This window comes from Streptomyces sp. NPDC002671, from assembly GCF_053592475.1.
Genome location: NZ_JBSFVU010000038.1, coordinates 12,526 through 33,079, shown reverse-complemented (window position 1 = coordinate 33,079; position 20,554 = coordinate 12,526). Strand labels below are relative to the sequence as shown.

At 69.2% G+C, this 20,554-nt stretch carries 17 protein-coding genes and 3 pseudogenes; 7 read left to right on the top strand and 13 right to left on the bottom strand.

Annotated elements, in window-relative coordinates; all coding sequences use genetic code 11:
* Positions 1–8 precede the first annotated feature (8 nt).
* The 3 genes from ACWD35_RS37580 to ACWD35_RS37570 form a co-directional block, all read right to left on the bottom strand.
* Positions 9–1,397 (bottom strand): condensation domain-containing protein, encoded by a 1,389-nt coding sequence (locus ACWD35_RS37580; protein ID WP_451355861.1) that lies wholly within the window; start codon positions 1,395–1,397, stop codon positions 9–11.
* A gap of 320 nt (positions 1,398–1,717) precedes the next feature.
* Positions 1,718–2,260: an MOSC domain-containing protein gene (locus ACWD35_RS37575; RefSeq protein ID WP_451355860.1), complete on the bottom strand. Its 543-nt coding sequence runs from the start codon at positions 2,258–2,260 to the stop codon at positions 1,718–1,720.
* A gap of 158 nt (positions 2,261–2,418) precedes the next feature.
* Positions 2,419–3,774, bottom strand: a complete 1,356-nt coding sequence (locus ACWD35_RS37570) for an MFS transporter (RefSeq protein WP_451355859.1) — start codon at positions 3,772–3,774, stop codon at positions 2,419–2,421.
* On the opposite strand from ACWD35_RS37570, the gene ACWD35_RS37565 reads away from it, so the two are divergent.
* The gene (locus ACWD35_RS37565) at positions 3,761–4,672 is read left to right on the top strand and encodes a TetR/AcrR family transcriptional regulator (protein WP_451355858.1); all 912 of its coding nucleotides are present in this window, start codon (positions 3,761–3,763) and stop codon (positions 4,670–4,672) included. The genes ACWD35_RS37570 and ACWD35_RS37565 overlap by 14 nt on opposite strands.
* Here ACWD35_RS37565 and ACWD35_RS37560 read toward each other — a convergent pair.
* Both ACWD35_RS37560 and ACWD35_RS37555 read right to left on the bottom strand, forming a co-directional pair.
* Positions 4,615–4,956, bottom strand: a pseudogene (locus tag ACWD35_RS37560) (transposase); the annotation flags it as partial. The gene ACWD35_RS37565 and the pseudogene ACWD35_RS37560 overlap by 58 nt on opposite strands.
* The gene (locus tag ACWD35_RS37555) at positions 4,944–5,072 is read right to left on the bottom strand and encodes a hypothetical protein (protein WP_451355857.1); all 129 of its coding nucleotides are present in this window, start codon (positions 5,070–5,072) and stop codon (positions 4,944–4,946) included. The pseudogene ACWD35_RS37560 and the gene ACWD35_RS37555, both read right to left, overlap by 13 nt.
* 379 nt (positions 5,073–5,451) lie before the next feature.
* Between ACWD35_RS37555 and ACWD35_RS37550 the strand changes: the two genes are divergently transcribed.
* Positions 5,452–6,549 (top strand): baeRF2 domain-containing protein, encoded by a 1,098-nt coding sequence (locus ACWD35_RS37550; protein WP_451355856.1) that lies wholly within the window; start codon positions 5,452–5,454, stop codon positions 6,547–6,549.
* Positions 6,550–6,763: 214 nt separating this feature from the next.
* Here the strand turns inward: ACWD35_RS37550 and ACWD35_RS37545 are convergent.
* Positions 6,764–6,880 (bottom strand): annotated as a pseudogene (locus ACWD35_RS37545) (family 1 glycosylhydrolase); the annotation flags it as partial.
* Positions 6,881–7,102: 222 nt separating this feature from the next.
* On the opposite strand from ACWD35_RS37545, the gene ACWD35_RS37540 reads away from it, so the two are divergent.
* A complete protein-coding gene (locus ACWD35_RS37540) occupies positions 7,103–7,474 on the top strand; it encodes a hypothetical protein (RefSeq protein ID WP_451355855.1) in 372 nt (123 codons plus the stop codon).
* A 233-nt stretch (positions 7,475–7,707) separates the two neighbouring features.
* On the opposite strand, the gene ACWD35_RS37535 is transcribed toward ACWD35_RS37540, so the two are convergent.
* The 3 genes from ACWD35_RS37535 to ACWD35_RS37525 all read right to left on the bottom strand — a co-directional run bounded on the left by ACWD35_RS37535 (position 7,708) and on the right by ACWD35_RS37525 (position 10,489).
* Positions 7,708–8,478, bottom strand: coding sequence for a hypothetical protein (locus ACWD35_RS37535; protein ID WP_451355854.1), 771 nt, complete (start codon positions 8,476–8,478; stop codon positions 7,708–7,710).
* A gap of 251 nt (positions 8,479–8,729) precedes the next feature.
* Positions 8,730–8,909, bottom strand: a complete 180-nt coding sequence (locus ACWD35_RS37530) for a hypothetical protein (protein WP_451355853.1) — start codon at positions 8,907–8,909, stop codon at positions 8,730–8,732.
* A 233-nt stretch (positions 8,910–9,142) separates the two neighbouring features.
* Positions 9,143–10,489 carry a GH1 family beta-glucosidase gene (locus tag ACWD35_RS37525; RefSeq protein ID WP_451355881.1) on the bottom strand — a complete coding sequence of 449 codons (1,347 nt, stop codon included), beginning with the start codon at positions 10,487–10,489 and terminating at the stop codon, positions 9,143–9,145.
* 60 nt (positions 10,490–10,549) lie between these two features.
* Between ACWD35_RS37525 and ACWD35_RS37520 the strand changes: the two genes are divergently transcribed.
* Positions 10,550–11,173, top strand: a complete 624-nt coding sequence (locus ACWD35_RS37520; protein WP_451355852.1) for a TetR family transcriptional regulator — start codon at positions 10,550–10,552, stop codon at positions 11,171–11,173.
* A 147-nt stretch (positions 11,174–11,320) separates the two neighbouring features.
* Here ACWD35_RS37520 and ACWD35_RS37515 read toward each other — a convergent pair.
* Together ACWD35_RS37515 and ACWD35_RS37510 are read right to left on the bottom strand one after the other, a co-directional pair.
* Positions 11,321–12,364 (bottom strand): annotated as a pseudogene (locus ACWD35_RS37515) (alpha-galactosidase); the annotation flags it as partial.
* Positions 12,365–12,759: 395 nt separating this feature from the next.
* Positions 12,760–14,826, bottom strand: a complete 2,067-nt coding sequence (locus ACWD35_RS37510; RefSeq protein WP_451355851.1) for a discoidin domain-containing protein — start codon at positions 14,824–14,826, stop codon at positions 12,760–12,762.
* Positions 14,827–15,098: 272 nt separating this feature from the next.
* On the opposite strand from ACWD35_RS37510, the gene ACWD35_RS37505 reads away from it, so the two are divergent.
* Positions 15,099–15,431, top strand: coding sequence for an amidase family protein (locus ACWD35_RS37505; protein WP_451355850.1), 333 nt, complete (start codon positions 15,099–15,101; stop codon positions 15,429–15,431).
* Entirely contained in the window at positions 15,428–16,108 is a 681-nt protein-coding gene (locus ACWD35_RS37500) for a hypothetical protein (RefSeq protein ID WP_451355849.1), read from the top strand. Before ACWD35_RS37505 ends, ACWD35_RS37500 begins: the two co-directional genes overlap by 4 nt.
* An 815-nt stretch (positions 16,109–16,923) precedes the next feature.
* Here ACWD35_RS37500 and ACWD35_RS37495 read toward each other — a convergent pair.
* Both ACWD35_RS37495 and ACWD35_RS37490 read right to left on the bottom strand, forming a co-directional pair.
* Positions 16,924–17,361 carry a hypothetical protein gene (locus ACWD35_RS37495; RefSeq protein WP_451355848.1) on the bottom strand — a complete coding sequence of 146 codons (438 nt, stop codon included), beginning with the start codon at positions 17,359–17,361 and terminating at the stop codon, positions 16,924–16,926.
* Positions 17,358–17,873, bottom strand: coding sequence for an RHS repeat-associated core domain-containing protein (locus ACWD35_RS37490; protein WP_451355847.1), 516 nt, complete (start codon positions 17,871–17,873; stop codon positions 17,358–17,360). The genes ACWD35_RS37495 and ACWD35_RS37490 overlap by 4 nt, the downstream gene beginning before the upstream one ends.
* A gap of 420 nt (positions 17,874–18,293) precedes the next feature.
* Here ACWD35_RS37490 and ACWD35_RS37485 point away from each other — a divergent pair, with 420 nt between their 5' ends.
* Positions 18,294–20,537 (top strand): plasmid pRiA4b ORF-3 family protein, encoded by a 2,244-nt coding sequence (locus ACWD35_RS37485; protein WP_451355846.1) that lies wholly within the window; start codon positions 18,294–18,296, stop codon positions 20,535–20,537.
* The last annotated feature ends 17 nt before the right edge of the window (positions 20,538–20,554 follow it).

Sequence of the window (20,554 nt, the reverse complement as noted above, 5' to 3'; positions counted from 1 at the left end):
CCGGGCGGCTAGACCTGGTGGTCGAGCCAGACCTGCGGGGTCTGGGAGAGCATCCAGGACAACTCCCCGAAACGCGCGGCGAAGGCGTCCGGGACCAGGGGGGCGTCGAGGTTGCAGGCGAAGACGACGGCTGTGCTGCGCGGCGCGTCCCCGTCGGCGCGGACGAAGTCGCGCAGCACGTCCACGCCGGTGTAGGCGGCATGCGCCACGTCCTCGTGCAGCTGCTGCTGCACGGCCCTGGCGCGTTCGGCGAAGTCGTCCCCGCGGGTCAGGTCGACCTCCAGCAGCACGAGGCTGGTGAAGTCCGCGACGATGCGCCCGATGTGCGGATGCGCCTCCAGATCCCGGTCGAACAGGGGCAGGTTGAGCAGGAACCGGTCCTCGCCGCTCCAGCGGGCGAGGACTTCGGAGAAGACCGTGGCCAGCAGCACGGCGGGCGTGACGCCGGCCCGGGCGGCCCGCCGCCGCAGGGCGTGCGCCTCGCCGGGTGCCAGTTCGTGGGTGCGCCGTACGAAGCGGGTGACCGGGAGGTCGGCGGGCTCGACGGCCAGTGGCAGCCGGGGACCGCCGGGCAGCTCCGGCAGCCGGCGCTGCCAGTACGCGCGCGCCGTCTCCCGCTCCCTGTGCCGGGTCCCGGCCCGTTCGGCCAGGTACTGCTGGAAGGTGTAGGTCGGCGCGGGCACCGCCGCGGGGTCTTCGTACAGCGCGGCCAGGTCGGCGAGGAGCAGCCGGATGCTGTGCACATCGGCGACGAGCAGGTCGACGTTGAGGTGCAGCCGGTCGGCTCCGGGCAGCCGACTCAGCTGGAGGTCCAGCACCTCGCCGGCGCGCACATCCAGCCGGCGGTGCGAGAGCCGCCCGCGCAACTCCTCCACTGCCAGGGAGGCGGTCTGGGCGGGCAGGCCGGTGAAGTCGTGCACGGTCAGGCCGGGCCAGGGCGACCGGGGCAGCACACGCTGTGTCGCGTCGGCCTCGAACCTGGCCCGCAGCATGGGGTGCAGATCCAGCAGGGCGCGTACGGCGCTCTCCAGGCGGCCAGTGTCGACCTCATGGGCGTCGATCTCCAGGTAGGCATGGCATCCGACCCCGCCCAGGGGCTGGTCGTCGCCGCGCCCGATCCAGTACGCCTGTTGCACCGCGGTGAGCGCGAAGGGTTCCCTGGCGTCGATGGAAACGCCAGGGACGGGTCTGCCGGCCGCTCCGTCCGATGCGGGTATGGGTCCGGCCGCGCTCGTCAGCAGCTCGAACCACGCCGCGAGACGGGGATCCGCGGACAGACGTCTGAAGTCGACCCGGGCGCCGGCGCGGTTGAGCCGGTTGGTGAGAACCATCAGCTGCATGGAGTGCAGGCCGAGTTCGAAGAGGTTGACGTCGTCGTGCTCGGGGCGCAGTTCCATGTCCAGCAGCCGGGAGACCTCCTGTCGCAGGGTCTCCGGTTCCCATGCGGGAGCTGCACGGCCACGGCCTTGGGCGCACAATCTCCTGTGACATCCGTTAACTCCGGTTCGTCGGCCTGGTGCGAGCGGCTCTGCGCACCCTGGCCTGGGTATGGGCCGGCTCAGGAGCGATCGGAAGCCCGACCCAGACTCACACCTGCGACTGGCCAGAATCTGGATGCTTTCTGGGATCCGCGCCAAAGTGGACGCCCCTCGACATGCGGAACCGCCCGCGCAGGGGGAGCGCGAGCGGTTCCACGAAGGTGAGGTGGCCGGGAGCCTCAGACCCGGCCCAGCGGGACGTGCGGCTCCTGCGGGAGCTCCACCTCGATCGCGTCGCCGGGGCGCACCACACCGCCCACCTGTACGACGCTCATGATTCCGGCCTTGTGCACGACGGTGCCGTCCTCGTCCCGGCCGACGACCTGTTTCAGCAGCCCGTCCTGGAAGTCGTCGATCTGCCGGCAGGGAGTACGCAGGCCGGTCACCTCCAGCACCGCGGCAGCGCCGATGCGCAGGAGCGTGCCGACGGGCAGGCCGAGCAGGTGGATGCCGCGCGTGGTGATGTTCTCCCCGAGTCCGCCGGGCGCCACCGGGAATCCCGCGGCACCGAGCTCGGCGAATACCTCCTCGGGCATGAGGTGGACCTGGCGCAGGTTCGGCTGCGTGGGGTCCTGCTCCACCCGCACCCGGTGCTTGACCGTCACACCGGAATGAGCGTCACCCTCCACGCCCAGCCCGGCCAGCAGGGTGATGCTGTCCCGGTTCGGCTTGCTGAACGCGTGCTCGCGGTCGCTGCTGACCGCCGTCACCGTGCCGATCACGCGCCGGAACCCCCCGCCCGGGTAATCATGGAATTACCTCACATTGATCGGTCACTGACCTGAATTACATTACCGACATTCGATGTCGCAGCCTAGGTGAATTACTCATCAGCGAGTATGAATAATTCACGGATTAATTCCGGACGGGCGGCCCGGAATCAGCTGGCGGCCGTCTCGCTGGGAGCCGGCGCGGGCACACTCGCCGGTGCCGGTGCTGGTGCGTCGGACCGCCGCAGGACGGTGAGAGCGATGAGGACGGCGGCGACCAGCAGAGCGGCGCTGAGGTTCAGGCCGACGGCGTACCCGTCGTTGAGGGCCTGGGGTGTGAGGGAGTGGCCGGTGCGGTGTTCGGCCGCGGTGCCGAGGGCAGCGAGTCCGAGCGAGGCGCCGATCTGGCGCGAGCTGTTGAGCAGGCCGGAGGCGGTGCCGGTCTCGTGGGGCGCGACGCCGGCGGTGGCGGTGGAGACGACCGGTCCGAGGCAGAGGCCGAAGCCGACGCTCGCGGCCATCGAAGGCCCCCGGACATCGGCGAGGAAGCCGCCGTCGGGGCTGATCAGGCCGAACCAGGCGAACCCGAGCGCGGTGAGCAGGCCGCCGCAGACCATGAGAGTGCGGGGAGCGACCCGGTAGCCGAGCTTGATGGCGAGCACGGAGCCGACGACCACACCGAGGGCGAACGGCAGGAACATGAGCCCGGTCATGGCCGCGCCCTTGCCGAGGACCCGCTGGAGGTAGAGGGACATGAAATAGAAGGCCGAGGCCATGACGGCGCCGACCAGCAGGTTGTAGCTGCTGACGCCGGCCACCGCGCGGTTGGCGAACAGGCCGAGCCGGACCAGCGGTTCGCGCGCGGTGGTCCGCTCGACCCGGATGAAGGCGGCGAGCAGCAGAACGGAGACCGCCAGGGTCGTCAGGGTGACCGCCGTGGTCCATCCGTGCTGATCGGTGCCGACGACACCGAAGACCAGCAGGCACAGGCCTCCCGTGGCCAGGACGGCTCCGAGCATATCGGGGCGTCCGCCGCGTTGCGTCGGCTGGCTGTCGACGATGCCGCGCCAGGCCAGAGCCAGCGCGACCAGGGCCATCGGCACGTTCACGAACATCACCCAGCGCCAGCCGGCGTACTGGGTGAGCAGGCCGCCGGCCAGGACGCCGAGGGCGCCTCCGGCGGCGTTCATCGCGCTCCAGACGCCAAAGGCACGCACGCGAGCCTTGCCCGTGGGGAACGTCGCGGTCAGCAGCGCCAGTGCGGCCGGGGCGAGGGCGGCCGCCCCGATGCCCTGGGCGGCCCGGGCGCCGATCAGCTGGCCGGGCTCCTGGGCGAAGCCGCCGGCGAGGGAGGCGAGTCCGAACAGGCCGAGTCCGAACAGCAGGACCCGTTTGCGGCCGGGGCGAGGGCGGCCGCCTTGCCGCCCAGCAGCAACAGTCCGCCGAAGGTCAGGGCGTAGGCCCGGACCGTCCGCACCGCTCGCGCCGCAAGGCCGCACCGGCCGTCCGCCGGTGACCTCACGCACGCAGATCCTGACGGCGGCCCGTCGGCTCATCGACCGGGACGGCTGGGAGAAGCTGACCATCCGCCGACTGGCCTCCGAGCTCGGCATCGGGGCGACGACCCTGTACCACCACATCCAGAACAAGGAGGACCTCCTGGTCCTCCTGCTCAACCACTACATCGACCAGCTCGAACGCCCCGAGCTGCCCGACGACCCGCGGGAGCGCATCGTCACGGCCGCCACCGCGATGCACGACGCCCTCGCGGTCTGGCCGTGGGCCGCCGAGATCCTGACCGTCGACGGGTTCGTCGGCCTCCTCGACGAGTCCGCGCCGTGGATGGTGGAAGCCATCGTGACGCGTCCCAGGCGCCGTGCCTTGCCGCCATCGGTGACGACTGGACCGCACCGGCCGCACGAGACACCTACCTCCAGGGACTCCAGGCGTTCGTCGACGGGCTGCTCGCACAAGCGGCGTCCCCCCACCCGGCGAGACGATCGGCCAACCCCCGCTGACTTCATGGGCGTTCGGCTCGTTCCATGGCCGTGCGCCCAGTCGGACACCCGCGCACCACCTGGACGCAGTCGCCAGCGCCAAGGCGTACTCGTCCCACGCCAAGCGCACATATCCGAGCGATTGGAACATCAGGGCGGTCACTATGGATCCGGACCAGCTGGCCGAGTTCATCGACACGGTGGCCGGGCAGCTGGAAGAGCTTCACGCGCTGCACCCCCCGCGAAGGCGGTCAGGTCCTGCTTCGCTTCCAGGAGCATGGCCCTGACTTTGGGGAACTGCCGTCCGCGCATATCGGCGACGGTGTCGAGCTGGGTGCGGACGGCGTCGGCGGTGGGCTGGGCGAAGACCGTGGCGATGACCACGGCTTGCGAGACGATCTGGTGGTTCACCCGGGCCTTGCAGTAGGTGGCGTCCGGATAGATGCAGGGGAAGCTGGTGTGGTCCAGGGGCCGGGTGCGGAACACGCTCAGTTCCACGTCGAGATCACCGCAGATCCGGGACTCCATGATGACCGCGTAGAGAGCCTGGTCGATGCGGCGTCGGCGTTCCAGCAGCGACGGGAAGAACGACCCTGTGCGTACCTTGGGGATCGCTGGGTCCAGGTCCCCGGCCTGGGTGGTCAGTACCTTCGCCCGGTGCCCGTTGCGCATCGTCGTGCGTGTCTCGGTGTGCACCTCTAGATGGCCCGCAGTTCCATCTGCGCGCCCCAGGCCTCCATGGTGAAGCGGTTCTCGTCGACCTGGTCGTCCAGGTCCCACGGACCGTCATGGCCGCAGGTGACGAGCCGCTTCCCCTCGTCCCGCATCTTGTAGCCAGTGTTGAGGCAGTCCACGACGTTGCGGCCGGGTCATCGGGCGGTGCGCCCGACGCCTCCCAGTCGTCGGCCCAGCCGATGATGTGGCCTCCGACGGATGCGGCGGCGGTGAGCACGTCCTCGCGCTGCCGCTCCGGGGACGACGTGGCGAGCTCCATCCGCGACAGCCGTCGCACGCCGAGCAGGCACTTCCCGCATCCGTCGTAGGGGCGTTCGATCGTGTTCAGGCCATGAAGCTCAGCTCACGATGGGCCGGCTGCTGCCGGCGCCTGACCGCCCCGCGTTCCGCACCGCTTTGCGCTCGTCGAGCTCCATCGCCCCCGGGGCGCGCATCATTAAAGGGAAGGGAGACCATCGACGAGGAGTGGCGATGAAGTTGTCGTTCCTTGAACCCCTCTACACGGAGCCGGGCCCGTTCGCCTCCGTGTACCTGGACACCTCCCGAAACGTCGAGCATCCCGAGCGGGCGATCGCGCTGCGCTGGCGGCGGCTGCGCGAGAGTCTGTCCCGTCAGGGCTCGGACCGGGCGCTGCTGAACGTACTGGAGGAGGTGGTCGGCGCCGACACAGAGGTGCCGGGGGTGCACGGTCAGGTCATCTTCGCCGCCCACGGCGCGCTCGTCCTGGATGGGGAGCTTCCCAGGCCGCCCGAGCACGACTCCGCGCGCTACAGCACCCTGCCGGACGCGATGCCCCTGGTCACCCAGCACCTTCCGGAGATCCCCTACATGGCCGTAGTCGTCCGCTACGGCGGCCTTCCGACCGCCGAGACCCACGGCTGGGTAACTCTGGAGGCGGAGACCGGCACCTGGCCCACGTCCACCGTCACCCCGGGTGAGCGGCTGCACCGCAGAGTCGCGGTGGCGACCTGGCACCACGCCTCCCTCCGGCTCGGTCACCGGCTGGACGAACGGGCGCGGCGCGCCCATGCCGACGCCGTCGTGGTGGGCGGGGACGAGTGGGCGTGCAACGTACTGATCCGCCGCCTGCCGCACACCCTGCGTGACAAGGTCGTACGCGTGGGCGGCCGGACCCCCACCGACACCGGACGCGCCCTGCTGGAGCCGCAGCTCGACGGCGTGTTCCGCGGCCGCATGGCCGCGCACGACCGGGAACTCGTGGACACCTTCATCGGCCGGCGTGCCCTGGACGGACCCATGACGGAAGGGCTGGCCGCCACCGTCGCCGCCCTCCAACGTGGCCAGGTCGCGGCACTGCTGCTGAACCGACCGCCAGAGTCTTCGCTGCGGCTCTGGGCGGGCTCCCAGCCCACTCAGCTCGCCCTGACCGAGGCGGAGCTGATGTCCTTCGGCGTGCGGGCCCCGCGCGAGGAACGCGCCGACGAGGCCCTCGTCCGGGCCCTCGTCGGCACCCGTGCCGAGCTGGTCGTCGTACCGGAGAGCGAGCTGAGGCTGTACGAGGGCGTGGGCGCCCTGCTGCGGTACACCGACCCGGGGACCCCGTCCTGACGCCGACGCGCGGCGCCTCCCGGATCACGGCCCCTTGCGCCCGACCGCCCCGAATCGCGCCGCGGGCGGGACATGCCGACACTGGGCGGGAGCGGGAGCGCGGCGCATGAGCGGCGGATGGGGCACATGGACAGGAGCAGGAGCGGCGTGGAGGAGACGGACGGCGCCGGCCACCTCGGCCGCGTACGGGATCCGCGTGTGCTCGGCGGGCGGCTCAAACGCGCTGAGTGCGGATGAGGTCGCGGTACCACGCGAAAGACGCCTTCGGGGCGCGGACCTGGGTGTCGTGGTCGACGTGGACGAGACCGAAGCGCTGGTGGAAGCCCTCGGCCCGTCGAACAGGGTGTCATTGTAGCCAGGCCACCAGCACGATGGACCAACTAACCTATTAGTCTGCCTTGTTGGCGATCCATGGCGCCCGTGCGCCATCGGCTGTCCGACCCTGTCTGGCAGGTCGTGGGGCTCCTGATCTTGCCGGACACCCTTTCCTTCCATGGCACCCCGACTACGCTTGCCCCGGTCACGACCAAGATCGGACGAGGGGGTACCACCCATGCCGTACGAGATCGGCGCGAAGGTGAAGCTGACCAGGGATGTGCAGGTCACCGCAGACGGCACGGCGGCCAGGATCGGCTTCCCCGGTCCGCTGTTCCTGGCCGGCGGCTTGGCGGGCATCGTCACGGACACGGGCTTGGCAAAGGAAGCCGGCGGCGCGTCCCAGGACATGCTCGCGAACTTCGACCAGCAGATCCGCGACGTCCGACTCGAGGGCTTCGCGGCCGGCCTGGTCGAGGACCTCCGTCAGCGGGTCATCGGGCCGGGAGCGTTCGACGCCGGAGTCGGCGCTCAGATCAGGTACAGGGTGCGCTTCGAGAACGGGTTCGTTCTCGGCGGTCTCGAAGAAGGCTGGCTGACCGGAGCCTGAGCATCTGCCAGCGTGCCGCCACCGGCCGGTGACGGCGTCGTGCTCTCCGTAGCTGGTTGTCACCGATCTCGGCGAGACCCGACTCGAATTCGCACGGCGAGCGCGGTGTGTCCGCGGTGGTGATCGCAGGTGTGGGCCGCGGGAGGCGCGTGCGGACAGGGGGCAGGCGCGCGAAATGGCGGGGGCGGCCGGCGGGGAAGCCGCACCGGCCAGGGTTCCCGGGTCCGGCCTCCTCACTCCGGGTAGCTGATCGAGCCCAGCGGCGGGCAGGGGACGAGCGCGGTTCCGGCGCCGGGGCGTTCGACGAAGGCCCGGGCCTCGGCGGCCTGCCGGCGCCGGGTTTCCAGCTCGTCGGCGTGCCAGGCGTCGCGCATGGCACGGGGGTAGTCCCACGAGTCGTCGATGAGGCTGAGGCTGGTGTTGCCGGAGCTGCGCTGGAACTTCGCCTTCACGGCGGCCTGTTGGAGCGCGGTCTGGGCCGCGGCGAGATCGATGCGGGTGATCAGGACGCCGAGGGTGTTCGGTTCGCGGGTCGGCATGGGGGCCTGCGGGAGCAGCGATACCCCGGTGTCGAGGCGGCCGATGTTGTCGACGCTCGCGTCCTGGGCCTCCCTCACCGTGATCTGCATCTCCCGGTGCAGCCAGAAGAACTCGTCGAGGTCGGCCTGGGTGATACGCATCCGCTCGTACAGCGCCCGGAAGCGGGGGTCTCGGTGCAGCGGGAGCATGGGGGCCATGTGGAGCACCACGCAGTCGTTGAAGCCCCCTGACACCGCGGCCTCCAGGTGGAGGATGGCCGGTTCCGCCTGCCCCTGCGCCCACGCCAGTCCAGCGAGGCTCGCGTGACCCGAAGCGGCGATCCACGCACCGTCGGGGCCGAGCGCCGTGGCACGCGCGACAACGTCGTGGAGGCCCCTGGTACCCGCCACGGCGGGTCCCTTGGTCAGGAGCTCCACCAGCACTTCGTGAAGACGGGTGGCCAGTGAGCTGACGGTGTCGACCATGGATCTCCTCGGGCCTCGGTGGTGAAGAGCTGTAGGGGCGTCGAGTCTGTGGCAACCCCCTTGGAGATGACGGGCGGACGGGGTGAGCGGTTCCTTCTCATTGCCGGCCGTGATCACGAGTGACGTCGGCTTCTGGGCCTGCTCGACCGCCAGGTGGCTCTTGGTGGTCAGCCCACCTGGGAAACGTCCGAGCCCGTGGTCGTCGGGTTCGGTGAGAACACCGCCGGGTGGCTCGACCTGCAGATCCACATTTACGCGCGCCGGCGGCGTGCTGGTGGGCACCGCAGACAGTCGAGTCCACGCTCACGTCCCAGCCGATCAGCCCCCTTCGCGTCGGCCTGGACCTGCAGTTCCTCCAGGATCCGCTCCCACGGCCCATACCGCTCGGGGACGTCCCGCCACGGCACGCTGGTCCGGGTCCGCCACCGCATCGCGTCGATCAGCTGCCGACGGGCCCACGTGCGCGGCCTCCCCGGCTTCTCCCCCGCACCAGCCCACTCTGCGGCCTCGGCTCGGATGAAAGGGCCGGACGGACCTGATGGGGGTGGCCGTTTGGCGCGGCCGGAGTCTCCACCTACTGTCGTGCCACGTCGGAGGCTGGCGACCATGCCGGTTCCAGTCAGGACTGCCAATCTGCCGCGCCTCGTCCGGGTAGACCGTCCGCCTACCTCCCGTGCCGGGACCGGTGGGTGGCGATCAGCTCGCGGTACCACGTGTAGGAGGCCTTGGGGGTGCGGACCTGGGTGTCGAAGTCGACGTGCACCAGGCCGAATCTCTGATTGAAGCCTTCGGCCCATTCGAAGTTGTCCATCAGGGTCCAGGTGAAGTAGCCGCGCACGTCCACGCCCTGGGCTACGGCGGCGTCGACGGCTTGGAGGTGGGTGTCCAAGTAGTCGATGCGGTCGAGGTCGAGGACGGTGCCGTCCGCGTTGACGACGTCCTCGACCGAGCAGCCGTTCTCCGTGATGTAAACCGGCGGGAGTGCCGGGTATCGCTCCTTGAGGCCGACGAGCAGTTCCCGTACGCCGTCGGGGACGACGGGCCAGTCGAAGGCGGTGCGGCGGTAGCCCTCGATGGGGGCCTCTTCGAACGGCAGCCCCTCGGACGCCGGCGCCTGGATCCGGGTCGGGTTGTAGTAGTTGATGCCGAGCGCGTCCAGGGGGGCCGAGATCAGTTCGAGATCGCCGTCCCGGACGGAGCCGCCGAGGGTGGCGTCCGCGCCGAAGGCCGACAGGTCGGGGTAGGTGCCCGTGAGCACCGGGTCGTTGAACAGGCGGTTGTGCAGGTTGTCATAGGCTCGCGCGGCGGTGCGGTCGGCGGGAGCGTCCGAGGCGGGCCAGACCGGGGTGCAGTTGTTGGCGATCATCACCTGGAGGCCGCGTGCCCGCAGCTCCCTCAGCGCCAGGCCATGGCCGAGCAGCTGATGGTGGGCGACCGGCAGGCAGTCCAGGAACAGGGTGCGGCCCGGCGCGTGGGTGCCGAGGCCGTAGCCCCAGACCATGTGGATGAACGGCTCGTTGAGGGTGATCCACTTCTGGACGCGGTCGCCCAGCCTGTCGGCCACGATGGCGGCGTAATCGGCGAAGCGGTGTGCGGTCTCACGGTTCAGCCAGCCGCCGCTGTCCTCGAGGCTCTGTGGGAGGTCCCAGTGGAACAGGGTCGGGACAGGTTCGATGCCGCGTACGAGCAGACCGTCGACCAGCCGGTCATAGAAGTCCAGGCCCCGGAGGTTGACCTCACCCTTGCCGGTCGGCTGGATCCGGGGCCAGGCGATGGAGAAGCGGTAGCCGGTGAGGCCCGCCTCGGCCAGCAGCGCGAGGTCCTCCTCGTACCGGTGGTAGTGGTCGCAGGCCACGTCACCGGTGTGCCCGTCGCGGATCGTGCCGGGGCGGGCTGTGAAGGTGTCCCATACCGACGGTCCGCGACCGTCCTCCTTGGTGGCGCCCTCGATCTGGTACGACGCCGTCGAGGCACCCCAGATGAAGTCCGCGGGCAGATGGTCCAGTGTCACGCGCACCCCCTAAAACATGAGTAGTGCTCATGTTAGTCGGCCCGATGGGATGATGGAAGCGTGAATCAAGACCGCACCGCGGGGACGCTGCGCCGGCTGCCGGTCCAGAAGCGCAGCGCCGAACGCTTCGAACGACTGCTGGACGCCTGCGCCGAACTCCTGGACGAGGTCGGCTATGCCGCGCTGACCACCAAAGAGGTGGCACGCAGAGCCGAGGTGCCCATCGGCACCCTCTACCAGTTCTTCTCCGACAGGGAGGGGCTGATCGGCGCGCTCGCCGCCCGCAATCTGGAGTCCTTCCTGGAGCGGGTCTCGGACCGGCTGGAGCGCGAGGCGCCCGACGGCATCCCGGGCATCGTGGATGTGACCGTCGACGAGTTCGTCGCCATGCGCCGGACGATCACCGGTTTCGGCGTGGTCGACTTCGGCGCGGCGGGACAGGACCACATCCTGGAGCCGGCCCTGGACAACAACACCGCGGTCGCCGGACGGCTGCGCTCACTGACCGCCTCCCTGACCGGTGTCCAGGACAACGCCGAACTCGAGATCGCTGTGCGGGTGGCCCTGGAGTGCGCGGACAGCGTGCTGAAACTGGCCTTCCGCACCGATCCGCAGGGCGACCCCCAGCTGATCGCCGAGTGCAAGCGAGTCCTCAACGGCTACCTGAACGACCGGCTCCGGTGACTGGCAACCAGTTTGTGGTCCAGCGCCCGGCTGAGCTCTAACGGACGCTCTTGACCTTCCAGACAATGCCGCGCCCAGCGCGGACATGGCCCCGGGCTGCCCTGCCTCGCTGAAGGGCCGGTTCATGTCCCATTTGAGGAAGACCACGTCCAACTCGGTGATGGTCCTGACCAGCCATTCAACCGCCCATTCCCGGACGTCGCGGCGGGCGAAGTTCAGCACGTGCTGGTTGCGACGCTGCGTGCGGGTACGGCCCTTCTGGCAGAGGATCCAGTCAGGGTGGCCACGGAAGAGCTCGCTGTCGGGGTTGACCGCCTCCGGCTCGACCCACAGGCCGAAGCCCATGCCCAGCGCGCGGAGGTGGTCGGCGAGCGGGCCCAGGCCGTTCGGGAAGCGGTCGGGGTTGGGCCACCAGTCGCCGAGACCGGCCATGTCGCTGGTGCGGGCGCCGAACCAGGCGTCGTCCACGACGAAGACCTCGACGCCGAGACCTGCGGCCAGGTCGGCCAGCTCGGTCTGCTGCTTCTCGCTGATGTCGAACTCGGTCGCCTCCCACGAGTTGAAGATCAGCGGGCGTTCGGCCGGACGGGCGGGCAGCACCTCACGTTCGACGTAGGCGTGCCAGCGGCGGCTGGTGCCGCCGAAGCCGTCGGGGGCATACAGCCCGGTGAAGACAGGGGTTTCCAGACGCTCGCCAGCGCCCAGCTTCCAGACGAGTCCCTCGTGTCCGAACCCGCCCGTCCAGGAGGCGCGACCGTAGGGGGCGCGGCGCGGGGTGATCCGGCGGCTGCCGCTCCAGGCCAGGGCCGCGCTCCAGACCTCGCCGTGCTCCTCGGCCGCGTCATGCGCGTCGAGCATCAGCCAGGGTCCGGCGTGCTCTCCCGTGATGCCGAGACGGCTGGTGAACACGGTCTCCCCGACGGGCACCCGGTCGCGCTGGAGTTGGAACTCCCGGCCCCATTCCCCCACCACGTGACCGACCCGGTAGTCGTCGCGGGCGGGCAGCGTCCAGGCGGCGGAGTCGAACCGCAGAACGTCCACCGGCTCGTCCGCGGTTGGGACGGCCCAGCGCTCGATCTGGTCATGGCCGTCCCGGAGCCGGTAGTGCAGGTCGAGACCGAGGGAGCGGACACGGTCGGTGAAGGAGAGCGTGAGCAGGTCACCCTCGACCGTGTGCGAGCCGAACCCCACTCGAAGCCGCGGACACCGTCGTCGAACCGGACGGTCAGCGACGGCGCCCCGAAGCGCAGGCCGCCCTCGACCACGTACTCCTCACCCCCGGGGTCGTCGCCGCCGGGGTCCTCGGTGGGCAGGTCGGTCGCGATCACGACGGCCTGCTCCAGGGTCAGCGGCCGACCCCACGCGAATCCTCAAATGTGAGTGGGGGGGTCATGTTCTGCTCATGCGTCAGGCACGCGAGCCCGCAATGCCAAGTCCCTGACGAGGGCTATCGAAGATCGCTCCACCGGGGCCCTCGTGCCCGAGGAGACGCGGGCGGCGAAGGCGCCGGAAAGTCGGCCGGGGCCGGCCGGGTCAGGAGAGCCGATCCGGCAGGCCCGGGCCCTGGACACCGCCTCACCGGTGCCTCAGTCGGCGTAGACGCCGACCTCGCGAAGTGAGTAGCCCCACTGGGTGCCGCGCTCCAGCCCCTTGATCCGTACGTAGCGCGCCTGAGTTCCGGCGAATCGTGCCGTGTCCAGGCCGCCGTCACCGGAGGCTGTGGACCACACCGTCTTCCAGTTCGTGCCGTCTTCCGACAGCTCGACGCGGTACGACTTCGCGTAGGCCGTCTCCCAGTCGAGGGTGACGCGCCCGACCGGCCTCGCGGATCCGAGATCGATCCGCAGCCATTGGTCGTCGTTCCACTCGCTGGCCCAGCGGGTGCCCGTGTCACCGTCCACCGCCTTGCCGGGCGCGAAGCTGACGAACGGGTTCCACCACTCCGACGAGGACGCCGTGGCGGCTGCGCCCGAGGCAAGGTTCTCCCCGGCCTTGTGCCTCTCGGTGTTGCCCCAAGTGCGAAGGTAGGACTCGGCGCCGGAGAAGAGGTCGTCCACGACCCGCTGGCCGCCGACGATCCGGATGTCCTCGATCCAGTCCGGGACCATGCCGTAGTGCGCGGCGCCGTCGGTGTTGAAGTCCCATGTGCGGTCGCCGGTGGTCTGCTTGTCGATCACCGAGCCGCCGTCCGTGCTGCGGAAGGGATACTTCACCGGGTTCGGGGTGTCCCCGCCCCGTGGGCCCGGCCAGCCTCCGACACCGTTCATGTCGGTGCCGTAGCCGTAGCCGACCTTGTACTTCTCGCGCAGCGCCTCCGTGCGTCTGGCCTCCGCGCTGAACGCCTCGGAGCCGCTCATGTACTGGGCGGCGAACCCGCCGAGCTTGTAGAGCCGTTCGGTCCAGCCCAGGTCCATCCAGCTGTGGGAGGAGATGACGCCCGGGTACGACTCGGACTCGAGGATGTCGAAGGCCTGATCCGCGGCCTTGACGCTCATATGGTCGATCTCCAGCATCATGTGGCGTTTCATCATGCCGCGCACCGCGTACGCACCCAGGTCGGTCAGCCCGCGCGTGTTGCACTGCGCGCCCGAGGCGTACGAGGGGACGGCCACGCCCTTCGGGAGCTGCTTCTGCGCCTGCGGTGCCACCGCGTTGCCGATGGGGTTGTCGTGCTGCGGGCCGCGGCAGGTCTCCGTCTTCCAGAAGGTGCCGGTCGACAGGAACTGGCCCACGTTGATGGCCGTACCGAGGGCGCCGGAGTCGAAGCGCACCCCGCACAGAGCGTTGTCGAACTTGTGACACAGGAACATGCTGCGCACGCCCAGCTTGTACAGCTCGTCCAGGCCCCGGTCGATGTCCTCCTTGCTGCACTGCGCGATGTCCAGGATCTGCTTGCAGCCGAACGGCTCCGAGGTCTCGACGCCCAGAACGACGGCCAACTTGCCCTGCTCGATGACCTCTCGGGCCTGCGCGCTGTCCGTCACGATCCGGAACCAGCCCTTGCCCGGACCGCCGTACATCTTGTCGATGAAGGCCTGCATGTCGTACGTCTTCTTCGCCTCGAGACGAATGGCGGTCATCTCGTCGCAGCTGCGGTCCTTGAAGAAGTAGACCGAGCAGATCACGCCGTTGGTGACCAGGTCGTTGACCAGCACCCGCTGGCCGCCGCGCCATGCCCGCTCGATCCAGGCGTAGTAGTTCTGCTGGTGGGTCAGCGAGTCGTGGGCGGGCCAGTCCTTGAACGTGGGCCAGCCGACCGGGTCGTGCCGGCCGTCGCCGCCCTTGGTGATGAAGTCGAAGATGGCGAGCGAGCCGTCGGGGTAGTGCTCGGGGCAGTCCTTGAGCGCGTCGGCGACGCCCTGCTCCGAGAACGGCTTGCCGCAGATCAGCCGGCCGCCGAAGCCCTCGTTGGACATGATGTGGTCATGGGCGTCGACGAAGCCCCTGACGCGCCCCTGGGCGTCGGTGCCCTTGAAGGGCTCACCAGTGACGTTGATCTGCGAGTCGGGCGCGGGCCGCGCGGACGGATCCCACCAGTTGGACTCCGCCGCGGAGCTGGGCATCGGACCGAGCACCAAGGCCATCACGGCGAGGAGCAGTGACGCCACCGTGAGGGATCTGAGTCTGCGGTGCTGAGGTTGAACCATGGTCATCGCATGGATCCTTAAATGTGAGCGGGGCTCATGTTCCGCTATACGTTAGAGACGCGAGCTCGCAACGCCAACCCCCTGACGGGGGCTATCGAAGATCGCTCCACAGGGGGCCCTCATGCCCGAGAAGGCGCGGGCGGCGAACGCGCCGGAAAGGTAGCCGGGGCGCCCCGCCAGGCCAGGGTGATCAGCCTTCGGGCGAGGGAGCGAGCTTCGGGCGTGAGGCCGTCGAGGATCTCCCGCGCGTCAGGGGTGTTGAGCCGGGCGGCAAGATCTTGGACGAGATCGCCACCGAGAACCACCCGCTCGTCGACCGCATCCTGAACGCGGGCGGCACCGTCCATGCCCGCACCACTGCCCCCGAGTTCTCCATCGCGACGTACACCAACACCCGCCTGTGGGGCGTCACCCTCAACCCGTGGAACACCAAGTTCACTCCGGGCGGTTCGTCCGACGGCGCCGATGCCGCACTCGCCGGTACGACCCTGCTGGCATGCGCTCGATCGCGCCGTAGCCGAACGGAGTTCCGGGGAGATCGGATGCCGACTGAGCGACGTACGCGCGTCAGTCAACTGCTGGCCGAAGCCCCGAGGGAGGTTGTCAGTTGAGCACGGTCGATCACCTGGTCAACGAGATCAAAAACCTTCTGGAGACGGGGGCGGTGTCATACGACTCCGCTTCGAAGCCGTCCGACGTCTACGAAGGCTTCATCTTCTCCCTGATCGTCGCCGCTGCGAGTCGGCACGGCGCCACTGTCACCTACGAAGACGTCTACGGAGCAAAGACCAGCAGTCTTGTCTTCCGAACGGGGCCTGGTCATTTGTACAGCCAGCCCTTCACCCACGCCGTGATCGAGTTCGACGGTGCTCCCGCCCTTGAGGTCCATCTCGGCGTGTACGTGACCGGTGCGTCGGGCGTCCTGCACGAGTGCGACGTGCTGGTGCTGCCGGCGGAGGAAGCCCCCCTGAGCCGGGCGCAGGGCATCGCACCACGGGGCAGTCAGTGCGTCCTCATCGTCGAGTGCAAGTACTACGTCTCCAACCTCGGCATCGGTCTCGCGCGGAACTTCGAGGGGCTGCGCGCAGACATTCGCACCCAGAACGAGCTCTTCGTCTCCAACACCAGGTCATCGAGCATCGTGCGGTACCTCGATACCCGAAAGAGAGGCTTCGAGCCGGACGTGGTGCCCAACTCACCGCAGGCAGCGGCAGGCTATCTCCAAGCCGAGATCAGGAAGACTTTCAAGAGCTACCTGAGCAAGCACGTACCCTCAACGGTGATCTGAGCCCGTCGGTCGAGCGTTGCACCAAGGATTCCACGCGAGCCGATACGGCGGGACGGGCGACCCCAGCGGCCGTTGGCCGATGTCCGGCTGGGAGCCAACTGGAAGCCAACCCGCTCCCCAGGCCCCTTCAAGACCACCCGAGACCACCTCACCCCAACGCCCTGACCAGGTAAAACAGCAGAACAGTCGGTGTGGCTCTTGGCCGAACCTCATTCGGGACGAAGAGGTCGTGGGTTCAAATCCCGCCACCCCGACGCCGTAGTACCAGGTTAGGGGCCTGATCCGCTTAGCGGGTCAGGCCCCTAAGTGGTTTGTGGGGTTGCTTTGGGAGCCGACTTCGGAATCCGGTTCCCAGACGACCGCCCTGCAAGATCAGGCGCTGGTCGGCACGCGCCTCCGGCAGTCGGCTGATCTCCACCGTCGGCCTCAGCAGACGGCGGAACAGCGTATTCGTGACCACTGCCGGTCCAGCGCCCCACGACTCGCCACAGTTCGTAGTGGAGGAGCCACTCCGAGGCCCACGGCAGGATGGTGTCTGAAAGCAGCATGTCCTCCTTTCACTCCCATGGCAGGTGCAGGCACAGGTCACCGTCGGGATAGACGTGCGACAAGGCCGTGGCACGCGAATGCAGAGCCAGAGGCGGGTCGATGACTCTCACGCGCGGTCGGTGTCTGTGCTGGTAGGTGATCCGTAGCGTGTAGTACCTGCTGGCAGGGGTGGGTTCCAAGAGGACCGTGCAGACGAGCTCACCACCACGCACGGGCCCCCGAGCCTCAGGAAGGACAGCCGTTGCTAGCCCTTCGAGCGCCTGCCCTTATCCCTTTCCGCCTGATGCGAGGGGACGGAACGCCGTGACGACGGCTTCCCAGTCGGATGCGACCGGGTCTTCCTGGGGGAGAGAGCGCCCCAGGTCTTCGGCCGCGTGCAGCACGGCGGAGGCGAGCTCTGGAGCGGTTGTCCGGGCGACTGCGCCGTTCTTGCCGGCGACCGACAGACCGCCCTTGTTCCGTCGCACCACAAGCTTGAACGAGGTGTCGGCACCGATGTAGCTGAGCACGCGGGCATTGCCCCGGAGAAAGTCGCCCAGGCTGTCCAGCAGCTGGACCACCGAAAGGTAGATCATCATCCCCTGATCGGGGACGTGCCCGGCCGAGTCGGCCGTACCGAGGTCCCCGGTGACGGTCATGTCTCCCAGATCGAACCCGCTGGCGTCGCCCTGGCCGGGTCGTACGGTGAACTCCACAGTGATCACGGTGTGTAGCTCTTTCCTACCGGGAAGAAGGTGATGATGCGGTTTCCGTCCCCGGAATCGACGATGAGTCGGTACCGGGCCGACATGCCGTTGACGGTCATTCTCTTTTCAAATGTCTGGATTCGGCGTGAGGGATCCGATACACGCTGACCTCGCTGGATCATTGTCCTCGCAGCCTTCTCCACCTGCTCACGGGTGGTCGACGGAGGCATGAGATCACCGTGGCCGCCTTGGGCGGTTCCCGCGATATGACGCTCGTCGATGTGCTGCCAGCCCTCCTTGGGGTTTCCGTTCTCCAGCCGCGGAGTGGTGCGGCAGAGCGCGAGACCACGAGGGTCCGTCCAGGTGAGCGGGTGAGGGCCGTACCAGTACGGGTGCGGGCCGGCTTCCAGACCGAGCGGATCCGGGGAGAGGTACGCCGCGGTCTCCGGGTCGAAGTAGCGCTGCACGTTCTGGTGCAGGCCGGATTCGGCGTCGGCATACTGGCCGGGAAATCGCAGGGGGCAGTCCACGGACTCGGGAGACGGCCGCGATCGCGGGGCTCGGTCGGGCGAAGTGCCGCTGGGCCACGTGGCCGAAGGCGACGGGGCTGATCGCTGCAATACCCAGGCCGAGCAATGCGTAGCCGAGCAGTCGGGCTCCTCCTCCCGTCGCCGTCTCCGCGTCGCTCAAGCACCCGGTCGGTTACGAAACCCGGCATTTCGCTGCGTCTGCACATGTCGAGGGCTGTGACAACTGTGGCTGGCAGGGCCGTGGGCTCCCGAGCGCCTGCTCTGCCCGCGAAAGTGAGGAAGCAGGATATCCGCTGCGGGCAGCGTCGAGACCAAATGTGCCCAGATGGACGGTGGCCACCACAACCGGGTTTGGGGTAGGCCCACCGACAGCACCATGATGGGGCCGTTCGAGTGGCCCCGGTGCGGTGGGAGCAGCAGATGCGGCAAGACGGGAAGACGGCCCCGTCCGATCTCCAGCTGAAGATCGTGCTGCACGGCACGAAACCACCCCTGTGGCGGCGCCTGGTACTGCCGTCCGACACCTCGCTCGGGACGTTGCACGACGCCATCCAGGTCGCCTTCGGATGGCATGGTGGCCATCTACACCTCTTCACCGACGAGTTCGGCCAGGGGTACGGCGATGCGGCCCGACTCACCGACATCGATCTCGGCTTCGGCCACGGGGTCGGCGACGAGGACGCCACCGCGCTCGGCGACGTGCTGGCCGCGGAGGGAGCACGGCTGCGCTACGTCTACGACTTCGGCGAGGACTGGGAGCACGGGATCACGCTGGAGAAGACTCTGCCGTGTCCGGCCGGCGCGGAGCGGACGGTGCGCTGCGCCGGCGGACGTCGCGCCGATGTCCCGGCCGAGGACATCGGCGGCGTGTGGGGGCTGGCCGAGGTGCTGAAGTTCCTCGATGCCCCGGACGGGGCCGGGGATGGCCCGTACGGTGAGCTTGTCGCCGAGCTGCGGGTGGCCGGTTACGATCCGGCGGCCTTCGACCGGGACGGGATCACCGCGCGGCTGGCCCGGTTGACGCCGGACACGGTGTCCGGCACGGCGAAGCCGCCGACCGGCGATCGGGGCGGGCGCGGCGGTGTCCGTCGGCTGACCGCCGAGGACGTGGCGTTGTGCACCTGCGGGCAGTGCCGGGCGGGCGATCCGGTCGAGGCCGGAGTCGACGGACCGGACGAGGATGTGCCTGTGCTGCGCCCGGTGGCCCTGGCTCCGCAGGAGGACCTAATCGCTGCCGTGCGGGGTGTCCCGCTCTTCGACGCGGCGCTGCGGCTCTCCGCCTGGTGCCGTGAGGGACGGCAGGTCACCGCCGGCCGGGTACTGCGGCCCGCGCTCGCCCGTGAGGCCGTCGAGGGACTCCAGCTGTGGAAGCTGGCCGACGACGACTCGCCGTATGCCGATGCCGTCGCGCGGGCTCGCGCGCTGAAATCGCTGCGCAGCGCCAAGGACGTGGCCGTTCTCGATGATCCGTGGTGGCTCGCCGTGGACGGCGGGCTGATCACGATCAGCGGGGGTCGCGCGCGGGGCGGCGAGACAACTGACTTCGCCGACGAGAGCCTTCTGGAGTTCTGGGCCACCACGATGGGCGATCTGCTGGAAGAGATCGGTGAGACGGGGGTGCTGGACGGGTGGCACGGTGAGCTGAGCGAGCTGACGGGCGAGATCGCCGACTCACTGGTCGGGTTGCTGTACGACGCTCCGGACGACACCTGGGTGGATGTCGACGACCTGCGTGCGAAGGCCCGCGAGGTGGGCCCGAACGGGCTGGAGTTCGAACTCTTCCAGGCGCTGTTCGCGGTGTCCTTCCGGGAGCTCGGGGACGGGCTCGCCCTGTTGGGCGCGGTGGAGTACGAGCCCGGTGACGGCGACACTTCGCCGGAGTTGGCTCTGCGTACGCTCCTGAACGCCATGGGCGGGCAGGAGTTGGGCGGCGGTTCGGAAACCTCGTCGGCGGCGCCTGACCGGTCACGGGACGACAGGCGTGGGGACCGCATGCGGCTCACCCCGCTCGGCCGCTATGGGCTCCGTGCCTACCTGATGGAGTGCGGTGTGCCCGTGCCGCTGCTCGGTGAGTACGCCGAAGCGGACGCTGCCGCTCTGCTCCAAGGGCTCCTGGGCTACTCCGCCGAGGAGATGCGCCGGGAGGTCGAAGGGTGGCTGAAACACCGCTCTGCGGCTGATGCCGCGGTGGGGCTGCTCGACGCCTGCGCGGGAGACGGCCCCGAGGCCGCGGCGAAGCGCGCCGTAGCCCAACTGGTGCTGGCCGACCTCGACGACCCCCGCGCACTGCGCGTACTGCGCAAGGCTGCGGACTCCGGCATCGAGGGGTGCCGCCAGGTGGCCACCGCGACCCTGGGCGCACGCCCTGGGTCGGAAGCCCATGTGGCCCCGGCACAGGCGGAGGAGGCCGGGCTGTGGCTGCTCATCGACGGACTGTCGATCCTCGCCGGTGCTCAGGAGAGCGAGGAGCTGACCCAGGGCTTCCTGGAGAACTGGAACACGGCGCCGGAGACGCTCGAACATCGGGTGGACGACCTGTGGCGAGTGGAGCACGCAGCCACCGCCCAAGTACTCACCGAACTGGGTGAGGGCCTGCGCGACATCGACAAACGGCTGGCCAAACGCATGCGTACCGCAGCGAACAAGGCCCACTCCCGTCAGTGACAGCAGGGGCGGAACCT